Consider the following 24,479-nt stretch of genomic DNA (forward strand, 5'->3'; position numbering starts at 1 on the left):
AGGGCCTCGGACTGCTGGCCTCTTGTAAATTCGGACTGCTGCCGCTTGTGAAAGATTCCATCTGTGTGCTGCCTGCACCGGCCTCTTCGCGGCTAAAGCCGCTCCCACAGGTACTGTGCAGGTCTCAAGCCTGAGGTGAACCCTGTGGGAGCGGCTTTAGCCGCGAAGAGGTCGGTACTGACCACACAGTCATGCCCGCTCATTCACTATCCTGATGAATCCTGCCTCTGGCCAAGGCCTTGATTAGACTCGTTGCACAACCTGTCAGAACAAGGCGTGCCACCATGCAAAACCGCATCATGATCACTGGCGCCGGCTCCGGCCTCGGCCGCGAGATCGCCCTGCGCTGGGCGCGCGAGGGCTGGCGCCTGGCGTTGGCCGATGTCAACGAAGCGGGCCTGCGCGAAACCCTGGCGCTGGTGCGGGCCGCAGGCGGCGAGGGGTTCGTCCAGCGTTGCGACGTGCGCGACTACAGCCAGCTCACCGCCCTGGCCCAGGCCTGCGAAGAAAAATTCGGCGGCATCGATGTGATCGTCAACAACGCGGGGGTCGCCTCGGGCGGCTTTTTCGCCGAGCTGTCACTGGAAGACTGGGACTGGCAGATCGCAGTCAACCTGATGGGCGTGGTCAAGGGCTGCAAGGCGTTCCTGCCACAGCTCGAGCGCAGCAAGGGGCGCATTATCAATGTCGCCTCCATGGCGGCGCTGATGCAGGGCCCGGGGATGAGCAACTACAACGTGGCCAAGGCCGGGGTGCTGGCGTTGTCGGAAAGCCTGCTGGTGGAATTGCGCCAGCTTGAAGTGGCGGTGCACTGTGTGTGCCCGTCGTTCTTCCAGACCAACCTGCTCGACTCGTTCCGCGGGCCGAACCCGGCGATGAAGGCCCAGGTCGGCAAACTGCTGGAGGGCTCGCCGATCAGTGCGGCGGATATCGCCGCCTACATCCACCAGCAGGTTGCGGCGGGCGAGTTCCTGATCCTGCCCCATGAGGCCGGGCGCCAGGCCTGGCAGCTCAAGCGCCAGGCGCCGGAGCGGCTGTACGACGAGATGGCGGACATGGCGGTCAAGATGCGGGCCAAGGCGCAAGCGCGCTGATCGTAGGAGATGTCTGTAGGAGAAATTACCAGCCCTTGTAGTCTCGGTCTGAATTGCCGGCGAAGTATTGTCCAGACGAATATCCCCAAGCATTCTGCGGTTTTTTCCTGTTGCGAGAGGACCGGAGCATGTTGGTGATCGGGCGTGAAGTCGGCGAAGTCATCACCATTGGTGACGATATTCGGATCAAGGTGGTGGAGTCGCGTAATGGCATGGTGCGCTTTGGCGTGGAAGCACCGCGCAAGGTGGCGGTGCACCGGGCCGAAGTCTATCGGCGGATCAAGGCAGCGCAGGTGTGCAAGGCTGATTGACCTGCACCGGCCATTGTGGGAGCGGCCTTGCGTCGCGAAAGGGCTGCAGAGCAGCCCCAGAATTCTCGGCGTCGTCGCTGATATCCTGGGGCCGCTTTGCGGCCCTTTCGCGACGCAAGGCCGCTCCCACAGAATCCGCGACAAGGCCCGATGTCAGTCGAGCAGCTCGCGGGGCACATCATGCTTGGCCAGCAACTGGCACTGCTGGCTCTCCAGGTCGAACAGGATGAACGCCTGGCCCTTGGCCAATGCCTGGCGCACCCGCAGCACGCGGGTTTCCAGCGGAGTGTCGTCGCCGTTGTCGGTGCCGTCGCGGGTGACGAAGTCCTCGATCAGGCGGGTCAGGGTTTCGGCTTGCAGTTGGTCGTAGGGGATCAGCATGGGCAGCGCACAGTCGTGTTCAGGAATCCCTGCATGCTACGCGATTCCATGGCCATCAGCTTTTGTTTCCTACCAGGCTGTCCACCGCTGGCACCCGGGTGTCGCTCTCCATCTGCGCATCGTGCTCCAGCTGGTGACTGAAGCGCTCGAGCGAGGCATTGGCCGGTTGCGAGTCGCTGGCGAACACCGGTGGGCTGAGCAGGTAGGCCGAAAGCAGGCGACTGAGCGCGGCCAGGCTGTCGATATGGGTGCGCTCGTAGCCATGGGTGGCATCGCAACCGAACGCCACCAGCGCGGTGCGGATGTCATGTCCGGCCGTCACGGCCGAGTGCGCATCGCTGAAGTAGTAACGGAACAGGTCGCGGCGCACTGGTACGTCCTGATCACCGGCCAGCTTCAGCAGGTGGCGTGACAGGTGGTAATCGTACGGCCCGGAAGAGTCCTGCATGGCCACGCTCACCGCATGTTCGCTGGAGGCCTGGCCAGGGGCGACCGGCGCGATGTCGATGCCGACGAACTCGCTGACGTCCCAGGGCAGGGCGGCGGCGGCGCCAGAGCCGGTTTCTTCGGTGATGGTGAACAGCGGGTGGCAGTCGATCAGTGGCTGGCGGCCGCTTTCCACCACCGCCTTGAGTGCGGCCAGCAGGGCCGCCACGCCGGCCTTGTCGTCCAGGTGGCGGGCGCTGATATGGCCGCTCTCGGTGAATTCCGGCAGTGGGTCGAAGGCGACGAAGTCACCGATGGCAATGCCCAGCGCTTCACAATCGGCGCGGGTGGTGCAGTAGGCATCCAGACGCACCTCGACATGTTCCCAACTGATCGGCATCTGGTCGATCGCGGTGTTGAAGGCGTGCCCGCTGGCCATCAGCGGCAGCACGCTGCCGCGGAACACGCCGGTATCGGTGAACACGCTGACCCGGCTGCCCTCGGCGAAGCGGCTCGACCAGCAGCCCACCGGGGCCAGGGCCAGGCGGCCATTGTCCTGCAACTGGCGCACGCTGGCGCCGATGGTGTCGAGGTGGGCCGAAACGGCGCGGTCGGGCGAACTCTGCCGGCCCTTGAGGGTGGCGCGGATGGTGCCGCGGCGGGTCAGTTCGAAGGGGATGCCCAGTTCGTCGAGGCGTTCGGCCACGTAGCGCACGATGGTGTCGGTGAAGCCGGTCGGGCTGGGGATGGCGAGCATCTCCAGCAGGACGCGCTTCATGTAGTCGAGGTCGGGTTCGGGGAGTCGTTCGGTCATGGGTACTCCTTGGTTCCTGTGTTGGGGCCTTCGCGGGCACGCCCGCTCCCACAGGTACTGCACCGCCCTTGTGGGAGCGGGCGTGCCCGCGAAGGCCTCAACACTGATTCATGCCAAAGCCCGGCTATGCGGGAACAGCAGGTCGACAAACCGCTCAGCCGTCGGCTGTGGTTCATGGTTGGCCAGGCCGGCCCGTTCGTTGGCTTCGATGATCACGTAATCCGGCTGCTCGGCATCGCGGACCATGAAGTCCAGGCCCACCACCGGAATCTCCAGCGCCCGCGCCGCGCGCACCGCGGCATCGGCCAGCACCGGGTGCAGGCGCTCGGTGACGTCTTCCAGGGTGCCACCGGTATGCAGGTTGGCCGTGCGCCGCACCGCCAGGCGCTGGCCGGCCGGCAGCACAGCGTCGTAGCCCAGGCCCGCGCCGTGCAGGGTGCGCTCGGTCTCGTCGTCCAGCGGGATACGGCTTTCGCCACCGGTCGCCGCCTGGCGCCGACGGCTTTGCGCCTCGATCAGCTGGCGGATGTTGTGCTTGCCGTCACCGATCACCTGGGCCGGGTGGCGAATCGCTGCTGCCACTACCTCAAAGCCGATCACCAGGATGCGCAGGTCGCTGCCGGCATGGAAGCTCTCCAGCAGCACGCGGCTGTCGAAGCGGCGGGCGTTTTCCACGGCCTGGGTCACGTCCTCGATGCGGGTGAGATTGACCGCCACGCCCTGGCCCTGTTCGCCGTCCACCGGCTTGACCACCACCGCGCCATGCTCGTCGAGAAACGCCAGGTTGTCGTCGGCATTGCCGGCCAGTTGCTGCGCCGGCACCTGCAGCCCGGCGTTGTGCAGGGCATGCTGGGTCAGACGCTTGTCCTGGCACAGAGTCATGGTCACCGCGCTGGTCAGGTCGCTCAGCGATTCGCGGCAGCGAATACGGCGGCCGCCGAGACTGAGGGTGAACAGGCCGCCAGCGGCATCGTCGACTTGCACCTCGATGCCACGGCGCAAGGCTTCGTCGACAATGATGCGGGCGTAGGGGTTCAGGCCCGCTTCCGGGCCGGGGCCGAGGAACAGCTGCTGGTTGATGCCGTTCCTGCGCTTGACCGCGAAGGTCGGCAGGTTGCGGAACCCGAGCTTCTCGTACAGGCGCTTGGCCTGGCGGTTGTCGTGCAACACCGACAGGTCCAGATACGCCAGGCCACGGCTCATGAAGTGCTCGACCAGGTGACGCACCAGCACTTCGCCGACGCCCGGGCGGGTGCACTGCGGGTCCACGGCCAGGCACCAGAGGCTGCTGCCGTGTTCGGGGTCGTCGAACGCCTTGCTGTGGTTCAGGCCCATCACGCTGCCGATCACCGCGCCGCTGTCTTCATCCTCGGCCAGCCAGTACACCGGGCCACCGAGGTGGCGCGGGGTGACCAGCTCGGGGTCGACCGGCAGCATGCCGCGTGCCTGGTACAAGGTGTTGATCGCCTGCCAGTCGCCGGGGTTCTGCGCCCGGCGCACGCGGAAGCCGCGGAACACCCGCTGCGCCGGTCGGTAGTCGGTGAACCACAGGCGCAGGGTGTCGGAGGGGTCGAGGAACAGCTGCTGCGGCGCCTGGGCCAGCAGCTGCTGCGGGGCGGCCACGTACAGGGCGATGTCGCGCTCGCCGGGGCGTTCGTCCTGCAGCGCGGCGGCCAGGCTGGCGGCGTCCGGGTAGGTGTGGCCGATCAGCAGGCGCCCCCAGCCACAGTGCAAGGCCCGCGGCTGGTCGTGGGGCTCGCTGCCGTCGCCGGCCAGGCGAGCCTGCAGGCGCTCGTAGGACGGCGCCTGGCCGCGCAGTAGGCGCTGACCGTAAGCGATTTCGTGGGCTTTCATCGGTCAGATTCCTTGTTCGCTGAGCCACAGGTTCAGGGCCGCCAGCTGCCACAGCTTGGAGCCGCGTAGCGGGGTGAGCTGGCCGTGCGGGTTGCTCAGCAGGCGGTCGAGCATCGCCGGGTTGAACAGGCCGCGGTCCTGGCTCGGGTCGGTCAGCAGGTCACGCACCCAGCCCAGGGTCGCGCCTTCCAGGTGCTTGAGGCCGGGCACCGGGAAGTAGCCCTTCTTGCGGTCGATCACCTCGTGCGGGATCACCCGCCGTGCGGCCTGCTTGAGCACCTGCTTGCCACCGTCGGGCAGCTTGAAGCGGGCAGGAATGCGCGCCGACAGCTCGACCAGGCGGTAGTCGAGGAACGGCGTGCGCGCCTCCAGGCCCCAGGCCATGGTCATGTTGTCGACCCGTTTGACCGGGTCGTCGACCAGCATCACCGTGCTGTCCAGGCGCAAGGCCTTGTCCACGGCATCGGCTGCGCCGGGGCGGGCGAAGTGCTCGCGGACGAAATCGCCAGCGGCATCGGTTTCCAGCAGCCAAGGGGCCTGGACCGTGTCGCGATACTCGTCGTGGCTGCGGTCGAAGAAGGCGCCGCGGTAGGCGGCGAAGGCATCGTCGGCGCCGTCCACCTTCGGGTACCAGTGGTAGCCGGCGAACAGCTCGTCGGCGCCCTGGCCGCTCTGCACGCCCTTGCAATGCTTGGCCACCTCCCGCGACAGCAGGTAGAAGGCGATGCAGTCGTGGCTGACCATCGGCTCGCTCATGGCGCGGAAGGCGGCCGGCAACTGCTCGATGATCTCCTGTTCGGCGATGCGCAGCTGGTGGTGGCGGGTGCCGTAATGCTTGGCGATCAGGTCGGAATACTGGAACTCGTCACCGCGTTCGCCGCCGGCATCCTCGAAACCGATGGAGAAGGTCGACAGGTCGTCCACGCCGACCTCGCGCAGCAGGCCGACCAGCAGGCTGGAGTCGACACCGCCAGACAGCAGCACACCCACGTCCACGGCGGCGCGTTGGCGGATCGCCACGGCATCGCGGGTGGCGTCGAGCACGCGGGTGGTCCAGCCTTCCAGGTCGAGGTCGCGCTCGTCCGGGTTGGGGTCGTACTTCAGCTGCCACCAGGTCTGGCGCTCGACTTCACCGTGACGGTCGATGCGCATCCAGGTGCCGGGTTCGAGCTTCTGCACATTGGCCAGCAGCGTGCGCGGTGCAGGCACCACAGCATGGAAGTTGAGGTAGTGGTTGAGCGCCACCGGGTCGATCATCGGGTCGATGTCGCCACCCTTGAGCAGCGCCGGCAGGGTCGAGGCGAAGCGCAGGCGCTCGCCGTTGCGCGACAGGTACAGTGGCTTGACGCCGAGGCGGTCGCGGGCCAGGAACAGGCGCTGGCTGTCGCGCTCCCAGATGGCCAGGGCGAACATGCCATTGAGCTTGGGCAGCAAGGCGGCGCCCCAGGCGTGGTAGCCCTTGAGCAACACTTCGGTGTCGCCTTCGGACCAGAAGCTGTAACCCAGGCCCTGAAGCTCCTGGCGCAGTTCGGGGAAGTTGTAGATGGCGCCGTTGAAGGCCAGCGACAGGCCCAGGGTATTGTCGAGCATCGGCTGTGCCGAACCGTCGGACAGGTCCATGATCTTCAGCCGGCGGTGGCCGAGGGCGATCGGGCCCTGGCTATGGAAGCCCCAGGCGTCGGGGCCGCGGGGCGCCAGGTGATGGGTGATGCGCTCTACCGCAGCCAGGTCGGCTGGGCGAGGGGCTTGGTCGATAGGGGTGAAACGCAACTCTCCTGCTAATCCGCACATAGGTCCTTACCGGTTTTTCCGTTGGGGAATGAGTGCCCCGGATTAGGGCACCCTGTAAGGAACTGACCTGTGTGGTTTGTGGGAGTTTTAGATCAATCTGTTATAACGATCGGTATCTGTCTGTGCTGGCCCCTTCGCAGGACAGCCCGCTCCCACAAGTACAGCGCAGGTTCTGATGCTAGCGCCGCACCTGTGGGAGCGGGCTTGTCCCGCGAAGGGCTGCGCAGCAGCCCAATCTGTCACTTCCCGCGAATCAGCTTGCGCAGCATGAAACGGTTCGGGTGGCAGGCCTCGGCCACCGCCCGTGGCAACGGCAACGGTTCACCACTGGCCCAGGCGGCAATCAGCTCGCCACTCAACGGCGCTGTGATCAGTCCCCGCGAGCCATGCCCACTGTTCACATACAGCCCGTCCAGCCACGGGCACGCCACCTCCGGCACCTGCCGCGCATCCTTGCCGAGCACGGCATAAGCCTCGGCAAACAACGCCGGGTCGGCTACCGGCCCGACAATCGGCAGGTAGTCGGGGCTGGTACAACGAAACGCTGCGCGGCCCTGCAACTGCTCGGCGTCGAGTGCCTGTGCACCCAGGCGCGAGGCCAGGTCGGTGGAAATCTCGTCCAGCAATGCCAGGTTGCCCTGATGCTCGGCGACCGTCGGCGTCAGGTCGTCGTTGTGGAAATCGAAACTGGCGCCCAAGGTGTGCTCTCCCTCCCGAGGCGGTGCGACGTAGCCATCGGCACAGACCACGGTGCGCAATGCTCGGCTGGCGTCGGTGGCCGTCAGGCGGGTGATCTGCCCGCGAATGCGCTTGAGCGGTAGCTGTGCACAGGGCTCGAAGCGGTGCACATCGGCAGCCCCGGCCAGCACCACCAGCGGCGCACTGGCCAGCAAACACTCGCCATCCCAGGCCTGCCACCGGCCGTCGGCCTTACGCAGTTCGACCACGTTCTGATGCAACTGAACGCGTATGCCTGGGTGCTGCAGCTGTGCCTGGCACAGGGCGGGAGGGTGCACCCAGCCACCTTCCGGGTAGTAAAGACCGCCCGCCGGCAGCGCCACCCCGGCAATTGCCTCGGCTTCGGCCTGCGTCAGTGCACGCAGCAGGCTTCCGTCGAAGGCCTCGGCCAGCTTGGCCTGGCGTTCGCCTTCCTTGCTGTCGAAGGCCAGCTGCAGCACGCCGCAAGCGTCCCAATCACGGCCACGCTGCAACCGTTCGAGCTGGCGCCGGGTGAAGCCGAAGCCGGACAGGATCATCTGCGACAGGGCGGTGCCATGGGCGGACAACTTCAGGTACAGCACGCCCTGCGGATTGCCCGAAGCCTCCTGCGCGGGGGCCGCGTGCCGCTCCAGTACCGTCACCTGCCAGCCGCGTGCGGCCAGGCTGGCGGCACTGGCGCTGCCCGCAAGGCCGGCGCCGATCACCAGTGCCTGGCGCGGGCCCGCCACGGGGGCAGGGCGGGCGTACCAGGGCGCGGCGATGGCCGCTGACGAATGCCCGGTGTATTCGCCACTCATCACTTCCCACTTCTTGCCGATGCCTGGGATCTTCTTCATGGTGAAGCCGGCATCGATCAACCCGCGGCGAACCCAGCCGGTAGTGGTGAAGGTGCCCAAAGCGGTACCGGCATGCGCCAGCCTTGCCAGTTGCGCGAACAGCTCGGGGGTCCACATGTCGGGGTTCTTCGCCGGCGCGAAGCCGTCGAGGAACCACACGTCGATCCGCGCGTCGAGCTGTGGCAGTTGCTCCAGCACGTCACCGATCAGCAGGGTCAGGGTGACCCGGCCATTGTCGAAGCTGAACTGCTGGAAGCCCGGGTGTACCGCCACGTACTGCGCCAGGAACGGTTCGGTATAGGCCGCCATCTCGGGCCACAGGCGCACGGCGCGGGCCATGTCGTCATGGCCGAGCGGGTACTTCTCGACACTGATGAAGTGCAGGCGCGCATCGCCATGGGCCTGTTCGGCGAACAGCTGCCAGGCGCAGAAGAAGTTCATGCCGGTGCCGAAGCCGGTCTCGCCGATCACCAGGCAGCCATGTGGCGCCAGGTCGGCGAAGCGCTGCGCCAGGCGGGTCTGCTCGAGGAACACATAGCGGGTTTCGTCGGTGCCTTCATTCTTGGAGAAGTAGACGTCGTCGTATTGCCGCGAGTGGGGGCGGCCCTGGTCGTCCCAGTCGATCTGGGCATGCTGGAGGAGGGTGGACATGGTTGGCTCGGTTGCAGCGGATGTGCGGATTTTATGTCATCTGCCCGGTTTGCACAGGCACTATGCAAATCCGCTAGTCTTGCTTATCCAATGAAGGAGCCAGTGCATGTTCGAATCCGCGGAAATCGGTCACAGCATCGACAAGGAAACCTACGACGCAGAAGTCCCCGCCCTGCGCGAGGCGCTGCTGGAGGCCCAGTACGAACTCAAGCAGCAGGCGCGTTTCCCGGTGATCGTGCTGATCAATGGCGTCGAAGGCGCCGGCAAGGGCGAAACGGTCAAGCTGCTCAACGAGTGGATGGACCCGCGCATGATCGACGTGCTCACCTTCGACCAGCAGACCGACGAGGAACTGGCCCGGCCACCGGCCTGGCGCTACTGGCGGGCGCTGCCGCCCAAAGGGCGGATGGGCGTGTTCTTCGGCAACTGGTACAGCCAGATGCTCCAGGGCCGGGTGCACGGCGTGTTCAAGGACGCTGTGCTCGACCAGGCGATCACCGGTGCCGAACGGCTCGAGCAGATGCTCTGCGACGAAGGCGCACTGATCATCAAGTTCTGGTTCCACCTGTCCAAGAAGCAGATGAAGGCACGCCTGAAGTCGCTCAAGGACGACCCGCTGCACAGCTGGAAGATCAGCCCGCTGGACTGGCAGCAATCGGAAACCTACGACCGTTTCGTGCGCTTCGGCGAGCGCGTGCTACGCCGCACCAGCCGCGATTATGCGCCGTGGCATATCGTCGAAGGGGTCGACCCGAACTACCGCAGCCTGGCGGTGGGGCGCATCCTGCTGGAGAGCCTGCAGGCGGCGCTGGCCAACAACCCCAAGGGCAAGCACCAGGGCAACGTCGCCCCGCTGGGCCAGAGCATCGACAAGCGCAGCCTGCTTGGCGCCCTGGACATGACCTTGCGCCTGGACAAGGGCGACTATCAGGAGCAGCTGGTCACCGAGCAGGCCCGCCTGGCCGGCCTGCTGCGTGACAAGCGCATGCGCCGGCATGCCCTGGTGGCGGTGTTCGAGGGCAATGACGCCGCGGGCAAGGGCGGTGCCATCCGCCGTGTGGCGGCAGCGCTGGACCCGCGCCAGTACCGCATCGTGCCGATTGCCGCGCCCACTGAAGAAGAGCGTGCACAGCCTTACCTGTGGCGGTTCTGGCGGCACATCCCGGCGCGCGGCAAATTCACCATCTTCGACCGTTCCTGGTATGGCCGGGTGCTGGTGGAGCGGGTGGAGGGCTTTTGCAGCCCGGCCGACTGGATGCGCGCCTACAGCGAAATCAACGATTTTGAAGAGCAACTGGTGAATGCCGGCGTGGTGGTGGTCAAGTTCTGGCTGGCGATCGACCAGCAGACCCAGCTGGAGCGTTTTGAAGAGCGCGAGCAGATCCCGTTCAAACGCTACAAGATCACCGAAGACGACTGGCGCAACCGCGAAAAGTGGGACGACTACACCCAGGCCGTGGGCGACATGGTCGACCGTACCAGCAGCGAGATCGCACCCTGGACGCTGGTCGAAGCCAACGACAAGCGCTGGGCACGGGTGAAGGTGCTGCGCACGATCAACCAAGCCCTGGAAGCGGCCTTCGCCAAGGACAAGAAATAGCCAGGCATGCCGCGAGGGAATGACCCGATGAATTTATTTCCCGGCATTTTCCTCCGGCGCGGTGCGCCAAGCCCTTAGAATTCGGTTACCCCCACCAAGGGCTAATTCGAGGACTGTATGCACACAACTTCCGGCCGTTGGGGCTACGGCCTGTTCCTGGCACTGCTGACCGCGCTGCTCTGGGGCATCCTGCCGATCAAACTCAAGCAGGTGCTGCAGGTGGTCGACCCGATGACCGTCACCTGGTACCGCCTGCTGGTCTCCGGCGGCCTGCTGTTCGCCTGGCTGGCGGCCCAGCGGCGCCTGCCTTCGCTGCGCAAGCTGGCGCCCAAGGGCAGGGCCCTGGTGGTGGTGGCGGTGTTCGGCCTGATGGGCAACTACGTGTTGTACCTGATCGGCCTGAACCTGCTGAGCCCCGGCACCGCCCAGCTGGTGGTGCAGATTGGCCCGGTGCTGTTGCTGGTGGCCAGCGTGTTCGTGTTCAAGGAGCGCTTCAGCCTGGGGCAGGGCATTGGCCTGCTGGTGCTGCTGGGCGGTTTTGGCCTGTTCTTCAACCAACGCCTGGAAGAGCTGCTGACTTCGCTGGGCACCTACACCACGGGGGTCCTGACCGTTCTGCTGGCCACCAGCATCTGGGTGTTCTATGCCTTGAGCCAGAAGCAACTGCTGACGGTGTGGCATTCGCAGCAGGTGATGATGGTCATCTACCTGAGCTGCGCGGCGCTGCTGACGCCCTGGGTGCATCCGCTGGAGGCGCTGCAATTGACGCCGGTGCAGGGTTGGCTGCTGCTGGCCTGCTGCCTGAACACCCTGGTGGCGTATGGCGCGTTCGCCGAGGCGCTGGCGCATTGGGAGGCGTCGCGGGTGAGTGCCACGCTGGCGCTGACGCCGCTGGTGACCTTTGTCGCGGTGGCGTTGGCGGCCGTGGTGTGGCCGGAGTATGTGCAGGCCGAGGATATCAATACCCTGGGCTATTTAGGGGCGGTGACGGTGGTGGCGGGGTCGACTCTGGTCGCCCTGGGGCCTTCGCTGGTGGCCGGCTGGAAGGCCAGAAGGGCACGCCTGGCATAGGATTGCGCGCTCTTTGTGGGAGCGGGCGTGCCCGCGAAGAATACACCGCGGTGGATGGCACGGGCTTCGCCCGTGTTCGCGGGCGAGCCCGCTCCCACAGGGATCGCGTAAAGCCTGTTGGCAGAGTCAGCCCTTGCCGCCGGGGGCCAGCATGTTCTCCGGCCTCACCCACTGGTCGAACTGTTCATTGGTCAGGTACTTCAACTCCAGCGCCGCTTCGCGCAAGGTCTTGCCCTCGCTGTAGGCCTTCTTGGCAATCTCCGCCGCCTTGTCATACCCGATGTGCGGGTTCAACGCCGTCACCAGCATCAGCCCGCGCTCCAGGTGCGCCGCCATCTGCTCCGCATCCGGCTCGATCCCGGCCACACAATGCTGCTGGAAGTTGCGGCAGCCATCGGCCAGCAGCTCGATCGACTGCAGCAGGTTGTGGATGATCACCGGCTTGAACACGTTCAGTTGCAGGTGCCCCTGGCTGGCGGCAAAGCCGATCGCCGCGTCATTGCCCAGTACCTGGCAGGCCAGCATCGACAGGGCCTCGCATTGGGTCGGGTTGACCTTGCCCGGCATGATCGAGCTGCCCGGCTCGTTGGCCGGCAGGCGGACTTCAGCCAGCCCCGCGCGCGGGCCGGAGCCGAGCAGGCGCAGGTCGTTGGCGATCTTCATCAGTGCCACCGCCAGGGTCTTCAGTGCACCGGCCAGGCTGGTCAGCGGCTCATGGCCGGCGAGGGCGGCGAACTTGTTGGGGGCGGTGATGAAGGGCAGGCCGGAGAGCGCCGCCAGCTCGGCGGCCACGGCTTCGGCAAAGCCATGCGGGGCGTTCAGCCCGGTGCCCACGGCCGTACCGCCCTGGGCCAGCTCGCACACCGCCGGCAAGGTGGCGCGGATGGCGCGCTGGGCGTAGTCGAGCTGGGCGACGAAGGCCGACACCTCCTGGCCGAAGGTGATCGGCGTGGCGTCCATCATGTGCGTGCGGCCAGTCTTGACCAGCTTGCTGTGGCGCGCCGACAGCTCGGCCAGCCCCGCCGAAAGCTCGGCAATCGCCGGCAGCAACTGATGGTGCACCGCCTGGGCGGCGGCGATGTGCATGGCGGTGGGGAAGCAGTCGTTGGAGCTCTGCGAGCGGTTGACGTGATCGTTGGGGTGCACCGGCGCCTTGCCACCGCGGCCCTTGCCGGCCAGCTCGTTGGCGCGCCCGGCGATCACCTCGTTGACGTTCATGTTGCTCTGGGTGCCGCTGCCGGTCTGCCACACCACCAGCGGGAACTGGTCGTCATGTTCGCCATCGAGCACTTCGTCGGCGGCCTGTTCGATCAGCCGGGCGATGTCGGCGGGCAGGTCGCCGTTGCGGTCGTTGACCCGCGCGGCGGCTTTCTTGATGAGTGCCAGGGCGTGCAGCACCGCGAGCGGCATGCGTTCCTTGCCGATGGCAAAGTTGATCAGCGAGCGCTGGGTCTGAGCGCCCCAGTAGGCGTCCTCAGGAACTTCGACCGGGCCCAGGCTGTCTGTCTCGATACGGCTCATGCTGCGTTCACTCCTTTGTCAGTCAGAATCAGCAGTTTAGGCCCTCATGCGATCGAGCGGTTCATTCGCTCGTCGTGCCACTTGAGCGCTGCGCCCCGACGGGAGCAGAATGCTCTACTCTGAGGTACCGCCTCCCCCTCCTGAAGGAAATGCAATGACCCGTCTCCGTGTCCTCTGTGCTGCCGTCGCCCTGGCCTGTGCCAGCGGCCAGGTACTCGCTGCCACCGCCAGCCACAATGCTGCCGCCGAGAAATTCCTGACCCTGGCCAATGCCGACAAGCTGGGCACCCCGGTGTACATGCAGGTCCAGCAGATGTTCGCCCAGCGTTTCGCCCAGACCAAGGCCCCGGCCTCCAAGCAGCCGGTGCTCGAGAGCTACCAGGCCAAGGCCAACGCCGCGCTGGACAACGCCATCGGCTGGAACAAGCTGAAGCCGAAGATGGTCGACCTGTACACCCAGACCTTCACCGAGCAGGAGCTCAAGGACCTGGTCAAGTTCTACGAGTCGCCGCTGGGCAAGAAAGTCCTGCGTGAAATGCCCAAGGTCACCCAGCAGTCGGCCCAGCTGACCCAGAACAGCCTGGAACCGGCCGTGCCGGTGGTCAACAAGCTGCTCGACGACATGACCAAGGAGCTGGACCCTAACGCAGGCAAGGCCGCCGCCCCGGCCAAGAAGTGAGTAACACCCGATGAGCATGCAGCAACGCATCGAGCAGCAACTGGCCGCGCTGGCCCCGCAACACCTTGAAGTGCTCAACGAAAGCCACATGCACAGCCGTGGCCAGGAAACCCACTACAAGGCGGTGATCGTCAGCGAGCAGTTTGCCGGGCTCAACAGCGTCAAGCGCCACCAGAAGGTCTACGCCACCATGGGTGAGCTGATGGGCGAGATCCACGCCCTGGCGATCCACACCTACACGTCCGAAGAATGGGCCAAGGTGGGCGTGGCGCCGGCTTCGCCAGTGTGTGCTGGCGGCGGGCACTGAATCCTTTCCGTCGTTCTGGTACAATCCGCAACATCCCAAGGGGGCCGCTGTGCGGCCCATCGCCGGCAAGCCCGGCTCCCACAGGTACAGCGCATTCCTGGAATGTTGTGCTGACCCTGTGGGAGCCGGGCTTGCCGGCGATGGGCTGCGCAGCAGCCCCTTGTTTTTTGTCAAACCCGGTCCGCCCCTTACGAGGGCAACCACTGGAGAGTCTGTTACATGTCCCAAGCTATCGTCGTGGCGGCGCTGTACAAGTTCGTCACCCTGGAAGACTACGTCGAACTGCGTGAGCCGCTGCTCAAGGCCATGCTCGACAACGGCGTCAAAGGCACCTTGCTGCTGGCCCACGAAGGCATCAACGGCACCGTTTCGGCCACCCGCGAAGGCATCGACGGCCTGCTCGCCTGGCTGCGCAACGACCCGCGCCTGGTGGATGTCGATCACAAAGAGTCCTACTGCGACGAGCAGCCGTTCTACCGCACCAAGGTCAAGCTCAAGAAAGAGATCGTCACCCTCGGCGTGCCGGGTGTCGACCCGAACCAGGCCGTCGGCACCTATGTCGAGCCCAAGGACTGGAACGCCCTGATCAGCGACCCGGAAGTGCTGCTGATCGACACCCGCAACGACTACGAAGTGGCCATCGGTACCTTCAAGGGCGCCATCGACCCGAAGACCGAGACCTTCCGCGAGTTCCCCGAGTACATCAAGGCCAACTTCGACCCGAGCAAGCACAAGAAGGTCGCCATGTTCTGCACCGGTGGCATCCGTTGCGAAAAAGCTTCCAGCTACATGCTCGGTGAAGGCTTCGAGGAGGTCTATCATCTTAAGGGTGGTGTCCTGAAATACTTCGAGGAAGTGCCTCAGGATGAAAGCCTCTGGGACGGCGACTGCTTCGTCTTCGACAACCGCGTCACGGTGCGCCATGACCTGAGCGAAGGCGAGTACGACCAGTGCCATGCCTGCCGCCACCCGGTCGATGCCAAGGACCGCGAGTCCGAGCACTATTCGCCAGGCGTGAGCTGCCCGCACTGCTGGGACACCCTGAGCGAGAAGACCCGGCGCAGCGCCATCGACCGGCAGAAGCAGATCGAGCTGGCCAAGGCCCGCAACCAGCCGCACCCGATTGGTTACAACTACAAAGCCGAGGCTTGAGCCATGACCGCCCGCCTGATCTATGTGATGGACCCGATGTGCTCCTGGTGCTGGGGGTTCGCGCCAGTGGCTGCGGCGCTGATCGCACAGGCCGCCGAGGCGGGCGTCAGCACGCGGCTGGTGCCGGGTGGCCTGCGCAGTGGCGGCAGCGCGCTGGACGGCTCGACCCGCAAGTACATCCTCGAACACTGGCAGGCGGTGGCCGAAGCCACCGGGCAGCCGTTCCGTTTCGAAGGCGCCATGCCTGACGGCTTCGTCTACGACACCGAACCGGCCTGCCGCGCCCTGGTCACTGCCCGCGAGCTGGACGCCGAGCGTGTCTGGCCGCTGCTGGCGCTGATCCAGCGCTCGTTCTACGAACAGGGCGTGGATGTCACCCGCGCCCCGCAACTGGTCGAGCTGGCCGAACAGGCCGGCTTCGACCGCGAGCGCTTCGCCCAGCAGTTCGCCAGCCACGACATCCGCGCTGCCACCAGCGCTGACTTCAGCTGGGTGCAAGACCTTGGCATCGCCGGCTTCCCGACCCTGCTGGCCGAGCGCAATGGCCAACTGGCATTGCTGACCAACGGCTACCAGCCGCTGGACAGCCTGCAGCCCCTGCTTGGCCGCTGGCTGCAGCAGGCCGTCTGTGCTTGATCTGCCAGGGTCGCCAGACCCTGTGCCAGGGAAGCCCGCTGCTGTGTCTGATCGCCTGAGCTGGGCGGAAATCCGCCGCCTGGCCCTGCATCACAAGAAAAACCTCTGGACCGCCAACCTGGTAGCCGTACTGGCGGCCTGTTGCAGCGTGCCGATTCCGCTGCTGCTGCCGTTGCTGGTCGACGAAGTGCTGCTGGGGCACGGCGATGCCGCATTGAAGTGGATGAACCACCTGCTGCCGAGCAACTGGCAAGTGGCGGCCGGCTACATCGGCCTGATGCTGGCGGCCACGCTGTGCCTGCGCCTGGCGGCACTGGCTTTCAACGTGGTGCAGGCCAAGCTGTTCGCCGGCTTGGCCAAGGACATCGTCTACCGCCTGCGCATTCGCCTGATCGAGCGCCTCAAGCGTATCTCGCTCAAGGAGTACGAAAGCCTCGGCAGCGGCACGGTGACCACGCACCTGGTCACCGACCTGGACACCCTCGACAAGTTCGTCGGCGAGACCCTCAGCCGCTTCCTGGTGGCCATGCTGACCCTCACCGGTACGGCGGCAATCCTGATCTGGATGCACTGGAAGCTGGCATTGCTGATCCTGTTGTTCAACCCACTGGTGATCTACTTCACCGTGCAGCTGGGCAAGCGCGTCAAGCACCTGAAGAAACTCGAGAACGACAGCACCTCGCGCTTCACCCAGGCGTTGTCGGAAACCCTGGATGCCATTCAGGAAATCCGTGCCGGCAACCGCCAGGGCTACTTCCTCGGCCGCCTCGGCCTGCGTGCCCGTGAAGTGCGCGACTATGCCGTGGAATCGCAATGGAAGAGCGATGCCAGTGGCCGCGCCAGTGGCCTGCTGTTCCAGTTCGGTATCGATATTTTCCGCGCTGCGGCGATGCTGACCGTGCTGTTCTCCGACCTGTCGATCGGCCAGATGCTGGCGGTGTTCAGCTACCTGTGGTTCATGATCGGCCCGGTGGAGCAGCTGCTCAACCTGCAATATGCCTACTACGCCGCCGGCGGCGCGCTGAGCCGGCTCAACGAACTGCTATCGCGGGCCGACGAGCCGCAGTACCCGGCTGCCAGCGACCCGTTCGCTGGCCGCGAGACGGTCGGTATCGAGGTGCGCGACCTGCGCTTCGCCTATGCCGATGAGCCGGTGCTGGACCAGTTGAACCTTTCCATTGCCCCCGGTGAGAAGGTGGCCATCGTCGGTGCCAGCGGTGGCGGCAAGAGCACCCTGGTGCAGTTGCTGCTGGGGCTGTACAGCGCGCAGGCCGGGACCATCCGCTTTGGCGGTGCGAGCCTGCAGGAAATCGGCCTTGAGACCTTGCGCGAGAACGTCGCGGTGGTGCTGCAGCACCCCTCGCTGTTCAACGACAGTGTGCGCGCCAACCTGACCATGGGGCGCGAATGCACTGACGAGGCCTGCTGGCAGGCACTGCGTATCGCCCAGCTGGACGCCACCATCGCCGCCTTGCCGCAAGGGCTGGACAGCGTGGTCGGTCGCTCGGGGGTGCGCCTGTCCGGTGGGCAGCGTCAGCGCCTGGCGATTGCCCGCATGGTCCTGGCCGAGCCCAAGGTGGTCATTCTCGATGAGGCCACTTCGGCGCTGGATGCCGCCACCGAGTACAACCTGCACCAGGCACTGGCGCGCTTCCTCAGTGGCCGGACCACGCTGATCATTGCGCACCGGCTGTCGGCGGTGAAACAGGCCGACCGCGTGCTGGTATTCGACGGCGGGCATGTGGCCGAGGATGGCGACCACCAGCAGCTGATTGCCGAGGGTGGGCTGTATGCCAAGTTGTATGGGCATCTGCAGCAGACCTGACAATGTTCAGCAAAAGCCTATCGGCCGTTTCCTTACCCTAAAATTCCCCTCCGCTCAGATGGCAAATGGCCTACGCTGTGCTTGTCTGGGTTGATTCAAAGTCTTATCTGCTCTGCGACAGGGACTAAATGAAGGGAAATCGCACTCAAGAAGCGCCAAGGTTGGTAGGTATCATCTGGCCCTTCATCGCCGTTGTCGTATTCCAGGTATTGCTGGGCAGCCTCAGCCTTTATGCATTGTCGGCGGTCCGTGCCTACGTGGCCGGTGAAAGCCTTTGGTCCAAGGCGCAGAAAGACGCCATCTACTACCTCAACCTGTATGCCGATGACCGTGACGAGCGTACCTATCAGCGCTATCGCCAGGCCATTACCGTGCCCCAGGGCGACCACGAACTGCGCGAGCTGCTCGATCAGGCCAGCCCGGACCTGGAAGGCGCCCGCCAGGCCGTGCTGCAAGGTGGCAACCACCCGGACGATGTCGACCGGATCATCTGGTTCTACCGCAATTTCCGCCAGGTCAGCTACATGCAGACGGCGATCGACTACTGGAACATCGGCGATGACTACCTGATCAAGCTCGATGTGCTGGCCAGCGAAATGCACGCAAGTGTCACCGCAGGCCAGGTCGACGCCGCCCAGCTCAAGGATTGGAAGAGCCGCATCGTCGCGATCAACGAAGGTGTCACGCCCGCAGCCAAGGCCTTCAGTGATGCCTTGGGTGAGGGCTCACGAATGCTGCTGCGGGTGCTGCTGGTCACCAACCTGCTGACCGCACTGTTCCTCATTACCATTGCCTGGCGCCGCTCGAGCAAGCTGCTGGCCCAGCGCCAGGCGTTCGCCAGTGCCCTGCGGGAGGAGAAGGAACGGGCGCAGATCACCCTCGAGTCGATTGGCGACGCGGTGATCACCGCCGATGTCGAGGGCAATATCGTCTACATGAACCCCGCTGCCGAGCAGCTGACCCACTGGCAGTCCGGCCAGGCGCAGGGCCTGCCTCTGGGGGCGCTGTTCAGCCTGCTCGACGAGGAGGAGCAGGGCGAAGGCTGCTCGCTGGTCGAGCAAGTGCTCAGCGGCAGCCTCAAGGGCGGCGCCGAGCACTCCCGGCTGATCCAGCGCCTGGATGGCAGTACGGTGTCGGTCAATCTGGTCGGCTCGCCGATCATCAATAACGACCAGCTGGCCGGTATCGTGCTGGTGCTGCACGACATGACCCAGGAGCGGCAGTACATTGCCAACCTGTCCTGGCAGGCCACCCATGATGCCCTGACCGGCCTGGCCAACCGCCGCGAATTCGAGTATCGCCTGGAGCAGGCGCTCAATGGCCTGGTGCGCCAGGCCGGGCGGCATTCGTTGATGTTCCTCGACCTCGATCAGTTCAAGCTGGTCAACGACACCTGCGGCCATGCTGCCGGTGACGAGCTGCTCAGGCATATCTGCGCGGTGTTGCAGTCGGGGCTGCGTGAAGGCGATACCCTCGCGCGCCTGGGGGGCGATGAATTTGGTGTGCTGCTGGAAAACTGCCCGGCCGACCAGGCCGAGCGCATCGGCGAGAGCCTGCGCCAGGCCGTGCAGAGCTTGCACTTTGTGTGGAAGGGCAGGCCGTTCGTGACCACCGTCAGTATCGGCCTGGTGCACATGGCACAGGCGCCGGGTACGCTGGAGGCCTCGTTGCGGGCCGCTGACATGGCCTGCTACATGGCCAAGGAAAAGGGCCGCAACCGGGTGCAGGTGTACCACGCCGACGACAGCGAGCTGTCCATGCGCTTTGGTGAAATGGCCTGGATCCAGCGCCTGCATGTGGCCCTGGAGGAGAACCGCTTCTGCCTCTATTGCCAGGAAATCGCCGCGCTGAAGGCCATCGACGGCCCAGGCCATATCGAGATCCTGCTGCGCCTGCACGACGAAAGCGGTCGCACCATCCTCCCGGACAGCTTCATCCCGGCCGCCGAGCGCTATGGCCTGATGACGGCACTGGACCGCTGGGTGGTGCGCAGCGTGTTCGAGGTCATCCGCCAATGCCTGGATGAAGGGCGGGACGGGCCGCTGGCGATGTGCGCGATCAACCTTTCGGGCACCAGCATCGGCGATGACAAGTTCCTCGAGTACCTGCAACGGTTGTTCGTCGAATACGCCATTCCGCCGCGCATGATCTGCTTCGAGATCACCGAGACCAGTGCCATTGCCAACCTCGGCAGCGCGATCCGCTTCATCAATGAATTGAAGGGGCTGGGTTGCAAGTTCTCCCTGGACGACTTCTGTGCCGGGATGTCGTCATTCGCCTATTTAAAACATTTACCCGTCGACTTCTTGAAGATCGACGGAAGTTTTGTCAAAGATATGCTCGACGACCCGGTCAATCGTGCCATGGTCGAGGTGATCAATCACATCGGCCACGTCATGGGCAAGCGGACCATCGCCGAGTTCGTCGAAACACCGTTGATCGAGCAGGCCTTGCAGGAGATCGGCGTGGATTACGCCCAGGGCTATCTGATTGAACGGCCACAGGTGTTCACCTGTGACAGTCTGCAGCGCCAACGGATTGCTGCGCGGCCCTTGCTGCATCGGGCGCCAGGTACTTTTCGCTGAAAACACGTCCGCAAAATCACAAGGATCAAGGAGCTGAAAGTGATTGATGCATTCGTACGTATCGGGCCCTTGATGGACCCGGCCAGTTACCCCCAGTGGGCTCAGCAACTGATCGAGGATTGCCGTGAAAGCAAGCGCCGGGTGGTCGAACACGAGTTCTACCAGCGCCTGCGTGATGGTGAGCTGCGCCAGTCGACCATTCGCCAGTACCTGATCGGTGGCTGGCCGGTGGTCGAGCAATTTTCCCTGTACATGGCCCATAACCTGACCAAGACCCGTTATGCCCGCCATCCTGGCGAGGACATGGCGCGGCGCTGGCTGATGCGCAACATCCGCGTCGAGCTCAACCATGCCGACTACTGGGTTAACTGGTGCCATGCCCATGGCGTTCACCTGCACGACCTGCAGTCGCAGGATGTGCCGCCAGAGCTGAACGGGCTGAACGACTGGTGCTGGCGTGTCTGCACCACCGAGTCGCTGGCGATTGCCATGGCGGCGACCAACTATGCGATCGAGGGGGCGACCGGCGAGTGGTCAGCGGTGGTGTGCGCCGAGGATACCTATGCCATGGGCTTCCCGGAGGATGTACGCAAGCGGGCGATGAAGTGGCTGAAGATGCATGCCCAGTACGATGATGCGCACCCGTGGGAGGCGCTGGAGATCATCTGCACGCTGGCGGGCGAGAACCCGACACTGGGGCTGCGCAACGAGCTGCGCAAGGCGGTCTGCAAGAGCTATGACTGCATGTACCTGTTCCTGGAGCGGTGCATGCAGCTGGAAGGGCGCCAGCAAGGGCGCCTGCGCCCGGCCTTGGCTGCTGGCTGAGGGCCATTGGGGCTGCGAAGCAGCCCCCGCAATCTCAAGCCTTACTGGGCGTTGAGCGCCTGCCCATTCACGTCCTTGCTGTCCGGCCCCATCAGGTACAGATAGACCGGCATGATCTCTTCCGGCAGCGGGTTGTTCTGCGGGTTCTCGCTCGGGTACGCCTGGGCCCGCATCGCCGTGCGCGTGGCGCCCGGGTTGATGCTGTTGGAGCGCACTGGCGCCACGCCTTCCAGCTCGTCGGCCAGGGTCTGCATCAGCCCTTCGGTGGCGAACTTCGACACCCCGTAGGCCCCCCAGTAGGCCCGGCCCTTGCGCCCGACGCTGCTGGAGGTGAACACCACCGAGGCGTCTTCCGACAGCTTGAGCAGCGGCAGCAGGGTGCTGGTGAGCATGAAGGTGGCATCGACGTTGATGTGCATCACGCGCATGAAGTTGTCGCCCGACAGCTGCTCCAGCGGCGTGCGCGGGCCGATGATCGAGGCATTGTTGAGCAGGCCGTCGAGGCGGCCAAACTGCTCCTCGATCATCACCGCCAGCTCGTCGTACTGGTGGGGCAGGGCGGTTTCCAGGTTGAACGGGATCACCACGGGTTGCGGGTGGCCAGCGGCCTCGATCTGGTCATAGACCTCGTTGAGGTTGGCTTCGGTCTTGCCCAGCAGCAGCACGGTGGCACCCAGGGCGGCATAGGCCTTGGCAGCAGCGGCGCCGATACCGCGGCCGGCGCCGGTGACCAGGATGACGCGGCCGGCGAGCAGGCCGGGGCGGGCGGTGTAGTCGAACATGTCAGGTGTCCTTGTAGAGCCTGGGGGGATCAGCAGCCGCACAGGGCGCTGTCGATCACCTTGCGCAGTTCCAGCGGGTGGTCCACCACCACATCGGCGCCCCAGTTGTTCGGGTTGTCCTCTGGATGAATATAGCCGTAGCGCACTGCGGCCGTACGAGTGCCGGCGTCGCGGCCGGACTCGATGTCGCGCAGGTCGTCGCCGACGAACAGCACGCTGGCCGGGTCCAGGTCCAGGGTCTTGCAGGCGAGAATCAGCGGCTCAGGGTCGGGCTTGCTGTTCTTCACGTGGTCCGGGCAGATCAGCAGTGCCGAACGCTCGGCCAGGCCCAGCTGCTGCATGATCGGTTCGGCGAAGCGCACCGGTTTGTTGGTCACCACGCCCCACAGCAGGTTGCCCTTTTCGATGTCGGCCAGCAGCTCGCCCATGCCGTCGAACAGCTTGCTGTGCACGGCGCAGTCACGCTGGTAGCGCTCGAGGAATTCCAGGCGCAGGGCCTCGAAGCCTTCGGCTTCGGGGTCCATGGCGAAGGTTGCCGCGACCATGGCGCGGGCACCGCCGGAAATCACGTCGCGGATCAGCTGGTCATCGACGGCCGGCAGGCCGCGCTCGGCGAGCATGGCCTGGCAGATGGCGATGAAGTCCGGCGCCGTGTCGAGCAGGGTGCCGTCCATGTCGAAGAGTACTGCTCGCAAACGCATGCTCATTCCTCGCGCAGGGTCTGGATCATGTAGTTGACGTCAACGTCGCTGCTCAGCTTGTAGTGCTTGGTCAGCGGGTTGTAGGTCAGGCCGATGATGTCCTTGACGGCGAGGCCGGCGACACGGCTCCAGGCGCCGAGCTCGGACGGGCGGATGAACTTCTTGAAGTCGTGGGTGCCGCGCGGCAGCATCTTCAGGATGTATTCAGCGCCGACGATGGCCAGCAGGTAGGCCTTGGGGTTGCGGTTGATGGTCGAGAAGAACACCTGGCCGCCAGGCTTGACCATGCGGTAGCAGGCGCGGATCACCGAGGACGGGTCGGGCACGTGCTCGAGCATCTCCAGGCAAGTGACCACGTCGAACTGCTCGGGCATCTCTTCGGCCAGGGCTTCGGCGGTGATCTGCCGGTATTCGACCTCGACGCCCGACTCCAGCTGGTGCAGTTGGGCTACGGCCAGTGGCGCCTCGCCCATGTCGATGCCGGTGACGGTGGCGCCGCGCAAGGCCATGGCCTCGCTGAGGATGCCACCGCCACAGCCGACGTCCAGCACCTTCTTGCCTGCCAGGCCGACGCGCTCGTCGATCCAGTTGACGCGCAGCGGGTTGATGTCGTGCAGCGGCTTGAACTCGCTTTCACGGTCCCACCAGCGGTGGGCCAAGGCTTCGAACTTGGCGATTTCGGCGTGGTCGACGTTGCTCATTGAACAATCCTCTGGAACTTGCACTTCAAATGGGGCGCAGTATACCCGAGCGTCTGCGGCCGAGGGTCGCTATAATCGCCGGCTTTTGATATCCGAACGACGGGGAGAGGCGATGCGCGAGCGACTTTTGGCGGCGGAGAAGGTGACCGGGATGCGCTGGCAAGGCGGCGCCCTGCACCTGCTCGACCAGCGCCTGCTGCCGTCGGAAGAACGCTGGCTGACCTGCGACAATGTCGCGCAGGTGGTGGCGGCAATTCGCGACATGGCCGTGCGTGGCGCCGCTGCCATAGGCATCGCTGCAGCCTATGGGCTGGTCCTGGCCCTGGAAGAGCGCCTGGCCCAGGGCGGCGACTGGGAGATGGAACTTGAAGAGGACTTCCTCAGCCTGGCCGAAGCTCGGCCCACTGCCGCCAACCTGTTCTGGGCGCTGAACCGCATGCGCGAGCGCCTGCTGCGTGTGCGTGGCGAAGAAGACGTGCTGGCTGCGCTGGAAGCCGAAGCGATTGCCATCCATGAAAGTGACCGCGAAGCCAACCTGACCATGGCCCAGCACGGCATCGAGCTGATCCGTCGCCATCAGGGCAACGAGCAGACCCTGCTCACCTACGGCAACGCTGGCGCCCTGGCCAGTGGCGGTATCGGCACGGCCCTGGGGGTGATTCGCGCCGGTTATCTGGAAGGGATGGTCGAGCGGGTGTATGCCGGTGAGACCCGCCCCTGGCTGCAGGGGTCGCGCCTGACGGCCTGGGAGCTGGCCAACGAGGGCATCCCGGTGACCCTCTGCGCCGACTCGGCGCTGGCCCACCTGATGAAGACCAAAGGGATCACCTGGGTGGTGGTCGGCGCCGACTGCATCGCCGCCAATGGTGACGTGGCGAGCAAGATCGGCACCTACCAGCTGGCCGTCAGTGCCATGCACCATGGTGTGCGCTTCATGGTGGTGGCGCCGAGCACCAGCATCGACCTCAACCTGGCTACCGGTGAGGACATTCCGCTGGAGGAGCGTGAGGCCGATGAGCTGCTGGACTACGCCGGAACCCGTGTGGCGCCGCAGGTCGAGGCTTTCAATCCGGTGTTCGACGTGACCCCGGCCGACCTGATTGACGTGATCGTCACCGAGCGCGGCATCGTCGAGCGGCCGGATACTGCCAAGCTGGCCCAGCTGATGTGCCGCAAGCGCTTGCACTGAGCGCGCACCCTGTGGGAGCGGCCTTGT

Annotated in this window: 21 protein-coding genes; 12 read left to right on the plus strand and 9 right to left on the minus strand. The window is 65.2% G+C overall.

What is annotated here, in order from left to right:
* Positions 1-284: 284 nt before the first annotated feature.
* On the plus strand, positions 285-1,094 hold the full coding sequence (locus J7573_RS19430; RefSeq protein WP_294339033.1) for an SDR family oxidoreductase: 810 nt from the start codon (positions 285-287) through the stop codon (positions 1,092-1,094).
* A 128-nt stretch (positions 1,095-1,222) separates the two neighbouring features.
* Positions 1,223-1,405: a carbon storage regulator CsrA gene (csrA, locus tag J7573_RS19435; RefSeq protein ID WP_294339036.1), complete on the plus strand. Its 183-nt coding sequence runs from the start codon at positions 1,223-1,225 to the stop codon at positions 1,403-1,405.
* A gap of 153 nt (positions 1,406-1,558) precedes the next feature.
* Here csrA and J7573_RS19440 read toward each other — a convergent pair whose 3' ends face one another.
* From J7573_RS19440 to mnmC, 5 genes are all read right to left on the minus strand, one after another.
* A complete protein-coding gene (locus tag J7573_RS19440) occupies positions 1,559-1,786 on the minus strand; it encodes a YheU family protein (RefSeq protein WP_003252629.1) in 228 nt (75 codons plus the stop codon).
* A 55-nt stretch (positions 1,787-1,841) separates the two neighbouring features.
* The gene (locus tag J7573_RS19445) at positions 1,842-3,026 is read right to left on the minus strand and encodes an osmoprotectant NAGGN system M42 family peptidase (protein WP_110639583.1); all 1,185 of its coding nucleotides are present in this window, start codon (positions 3,024-3,026) and stop codon (positions 1,842-1,844) included.
* A gap of 108 nt (positions 3,027-3,134) precedes the next feature.
* On the minus strand, positions 3,135-4,880 hold the full coding sequence (ngg, locus tag J7573_RS19450) for an N-acetylglutaminylglutamine synthetase (RefSeq protein ID WP_294339049.1): 1,746 nt from the start codon (positions 4,878-4,880) through the stop codon (positions 3,135-3,137).
* Positions 4,881-4,883: 3 nt separating this feature from the next.
* The gene (locus J7573_RS19455) at positions 4,884-6,671 is read right to left on the minus strand and encodes an N-acetylglutaminylglutamine amidotransferase (RefSeq protein ID WP_294339051.1); all 1,788 of its coding nucleotides are present in this window, start codon (positions 6,669-6,671) and stop codon (positions 4,884-4,886) included.
* Positions 6,672-6,910: 239 nt separating this feature from the next.
* On the minus strand, positions 6,911-8,878 hold the full coding sequence (gene mnmC / locus J7573_RS19460; protein ID WP_294339053.1) for a bifunctional tRNA (5-methylaminomethyl-2-thiouridine)(34)-methyltransferase MnmD/FAD-dependent 5-carboxymethylaminomethyl-2-thiouridine(34) oxidoreductase MnmC: 1,968 nt from the start codon (positions 8,876-8,878) through the stop codon (positions 6,911-6,913).
* Positions 8,879-8,984: 106 nt separating this feature from the next.
* On the opposite strand from mnmC, the gene pap reads away from it, so the two are divergent.
* Together pap and J7573_RS19470 are read left to right on the plus strand one after the other, a co-directional pair.
* Positions 8,985-10,478 (plus strand): polyphosphate:AMP phosphotransferase, encoded by a 1,494-nt coding sequence (gene pap / locus J7573_RS19465; RefSeq protein ID WP_294339056.1) that lies wholly within the window; start codon positions 8,985-8,987, stop codon positions 10,476-10,478.
* 117 nt (positions 10,479-10,595) lie between these two features.
* Positions 10,596-11,549 (plus strand): DMT family transporter, encoded by a 954-nt coding sequence (locus tag J7573_RS19470; RefSeq protein WP_294339058.1) that lies wholly within the window; start codon positions 10,596-10,598, stop codon positions 11,547-11,549.
* Positions 11,550-11,675: 126 nt separating this feature from the next.
* Here J7573_RS19470 and J7573_RS19475 read toward each other — a convergent pair whose 3' ends face one another.
* On the minus strand, positions 11,676-13,070 hold the full coding sequence (locus J7573_RS19475; RefSeq protein WP_294339060.1) for a class II fumarate hydratase: 1,395 nt from the start codon (positions 13,068-13,070) through the stop codon (positions 11,676-11,678).
* A gap of 154 nt (positions 13,071-13,224) precedes the next feature.
* Here J7573_RS19475 and J7573_RS19480 point away from each other — a divergent pair, with 154 nt between their 5' ends.
* The 7 genes from J7573_RS19480 (at position 13,225) to J7573_RS19510 (ending at position 21,079) form a co-directional block, all read left to right on the plus strand.
* Positions 13,225-13,749: a DUF2059 domain-containing protein gene (locus tag J7573_RS19480; protein WP_294339063.1), complete on the plus strand. Its 525-nt coding sequence runs from the start codon at positions 13,225-13,227 to the stop codon at positions 13,747-13,749.
* A 10-nt stretch (positions 13,750-13,759) separates the two neighbouring features.
* Entirely contained in the window at positions 13,760-14,056 is a 297-nt protein-coding gene (locus J7573_RS19485; protein WP_294339064.1) for a BolA family protein, read from the plus strand.
* A 219-nt stretch (positions 14,057-14,275) separates the two neighbouring features.
* Positions 14,276-15,208, plus strand: a complete 933-nt coding sequence (locus J7573_RS19490) for a rhodanese-related sulfurtransferase (protein WP_294339066.1) — start codon at positions 14,276-14,278, stop codon at positions 15,206-15,208.
* Between the two features lie 3 nt (positions 15,209-15,211).
* On the plus strand, positions 15,212-15,844 hold the full coding sequence (locus J7573_RS19495) for a DsbA family protein (protein WP_159409282.1): 633 nt from the start codon (positions 15,212-15,214) through the stop codon (positions 15,842-15,844).
* Positions 15,837-17,669, plus strand: a complete 1,833-nt coding sequence (locus J7573_RS19500; protein ID WP_294339071.1) for an ABC transporter ATP-binding protein — start codon at positions 15,837-15,839, stop codon at positions 17,667-17,669. Before J7573_RS19495 ends, J7573_RS19500 begins: the two co-directional genes overlap by 8 nt.
* 128 nt (positions 17,670-17,797) lie before the next feature.
* Positions 17,798-20,254 carry an EAL domain-containing protein gene (locus J7573_RS19505; RefSeq protein ID WP_294339073.1) on the plus strand — a complete coding sequence of 819 codons (2,457 nt, stop codon included), beginning with the start codon at positions 17,798-17,800 and terminating at the stop codon, positions 20,252-20,254.
* Between the two features lie 39 nt (positions 20,255-20,293).
* Complete coding sequence (locus J7573_RS19510) at positions 20,294-21,079, plus strand: iron-containing redox enzyme family protein (protein WP_294339074.1); 786 nt, start codon at positions 20,294-20,296, stop codon at positions 21,077-21,079.
* A 41-nt stretch (positions 21,080-21,120) separates the two neighbouring features.
* On the opposite strand, the gene J7573_RS19515 is transcribed toward J7573_RS19510, so the two are convergent.
* The 3 genes from J7573_RS19515 to ubiG are packed head-to-tail and all read right to left on the minus strand — an operon-like array spanning position 21,121 to position 23,263.
* Positions 21,121-21,861 carry a YciK family oxidoreductase gene (locus J7573_RS19515; protein WP_110639597.1) on the minus strand — a complete coding sequence of 247 codons (741 nt, stop codon included), beginning with the start codon at positions 21,859-21,861 and terminating at the stop codon, positions 21,121-21,123.
* A 29-nt stretch (positions 21,862-21,890) separates the two neighbouring features.
* Positions 21,891-22,562: an N-acetylmuramic acid 6-phosphate phosphatase MupP gene (mupP, locus tag J7573_RS19520; RefSeq protein WP_167058668.1), complete on the minus strand. Its 672-nt coding sequence runs from the start codon at positions 22,560-22,562 to the stop codon at positions 21,891-21,893.
* A 2-nt stretch (positions 22,563-22,564) separates the two neighbouring features.
* Positions 22,565-23,263: a bifunctional 2-polyprenyl-6-hydroxyphenol methylase/3-demethylubiquinol 3-O-methyltransferase UbiG gene (gene ubiG, locus J7573_RS19525; protein ID WP_152954193.1), complete on the minus strand. Its 699-nt coding sequence runs from the start codon at positions 23,261-23,263 to the stop codon at positions 22,565-22,567.
* A gap of 112 nt (positions 23,264-23,375) precedes the next feature.
* On the opposite strand from ubiG, the gene mtnA reads away from it, so the two are divergent.
* On the plus strand, positions 23,376-24,452 hold the full coding sequence (gene mtnA / locus J7573_RS19530; RefSeq protein ID WP_294339087.1) for an S-methyl-5-thioribose-1-phosphate isomerase: 1,077 nt from the start codon (positions 23,376-23,378) through the stop codon (positions 24,450-24,452).
* Positions 24,453-24,479 lie beyond the last annotated feature (27 nt).

It is taken from the genome of Pseudomonas sp., from assembly GCF_017744435.1.
Classification (GTDB): Bacteria; Pseudomonadota; Gammaproteobacteria; order Pseudomonadales; family Pseudomonadaceae; genus Aquipseudomonas.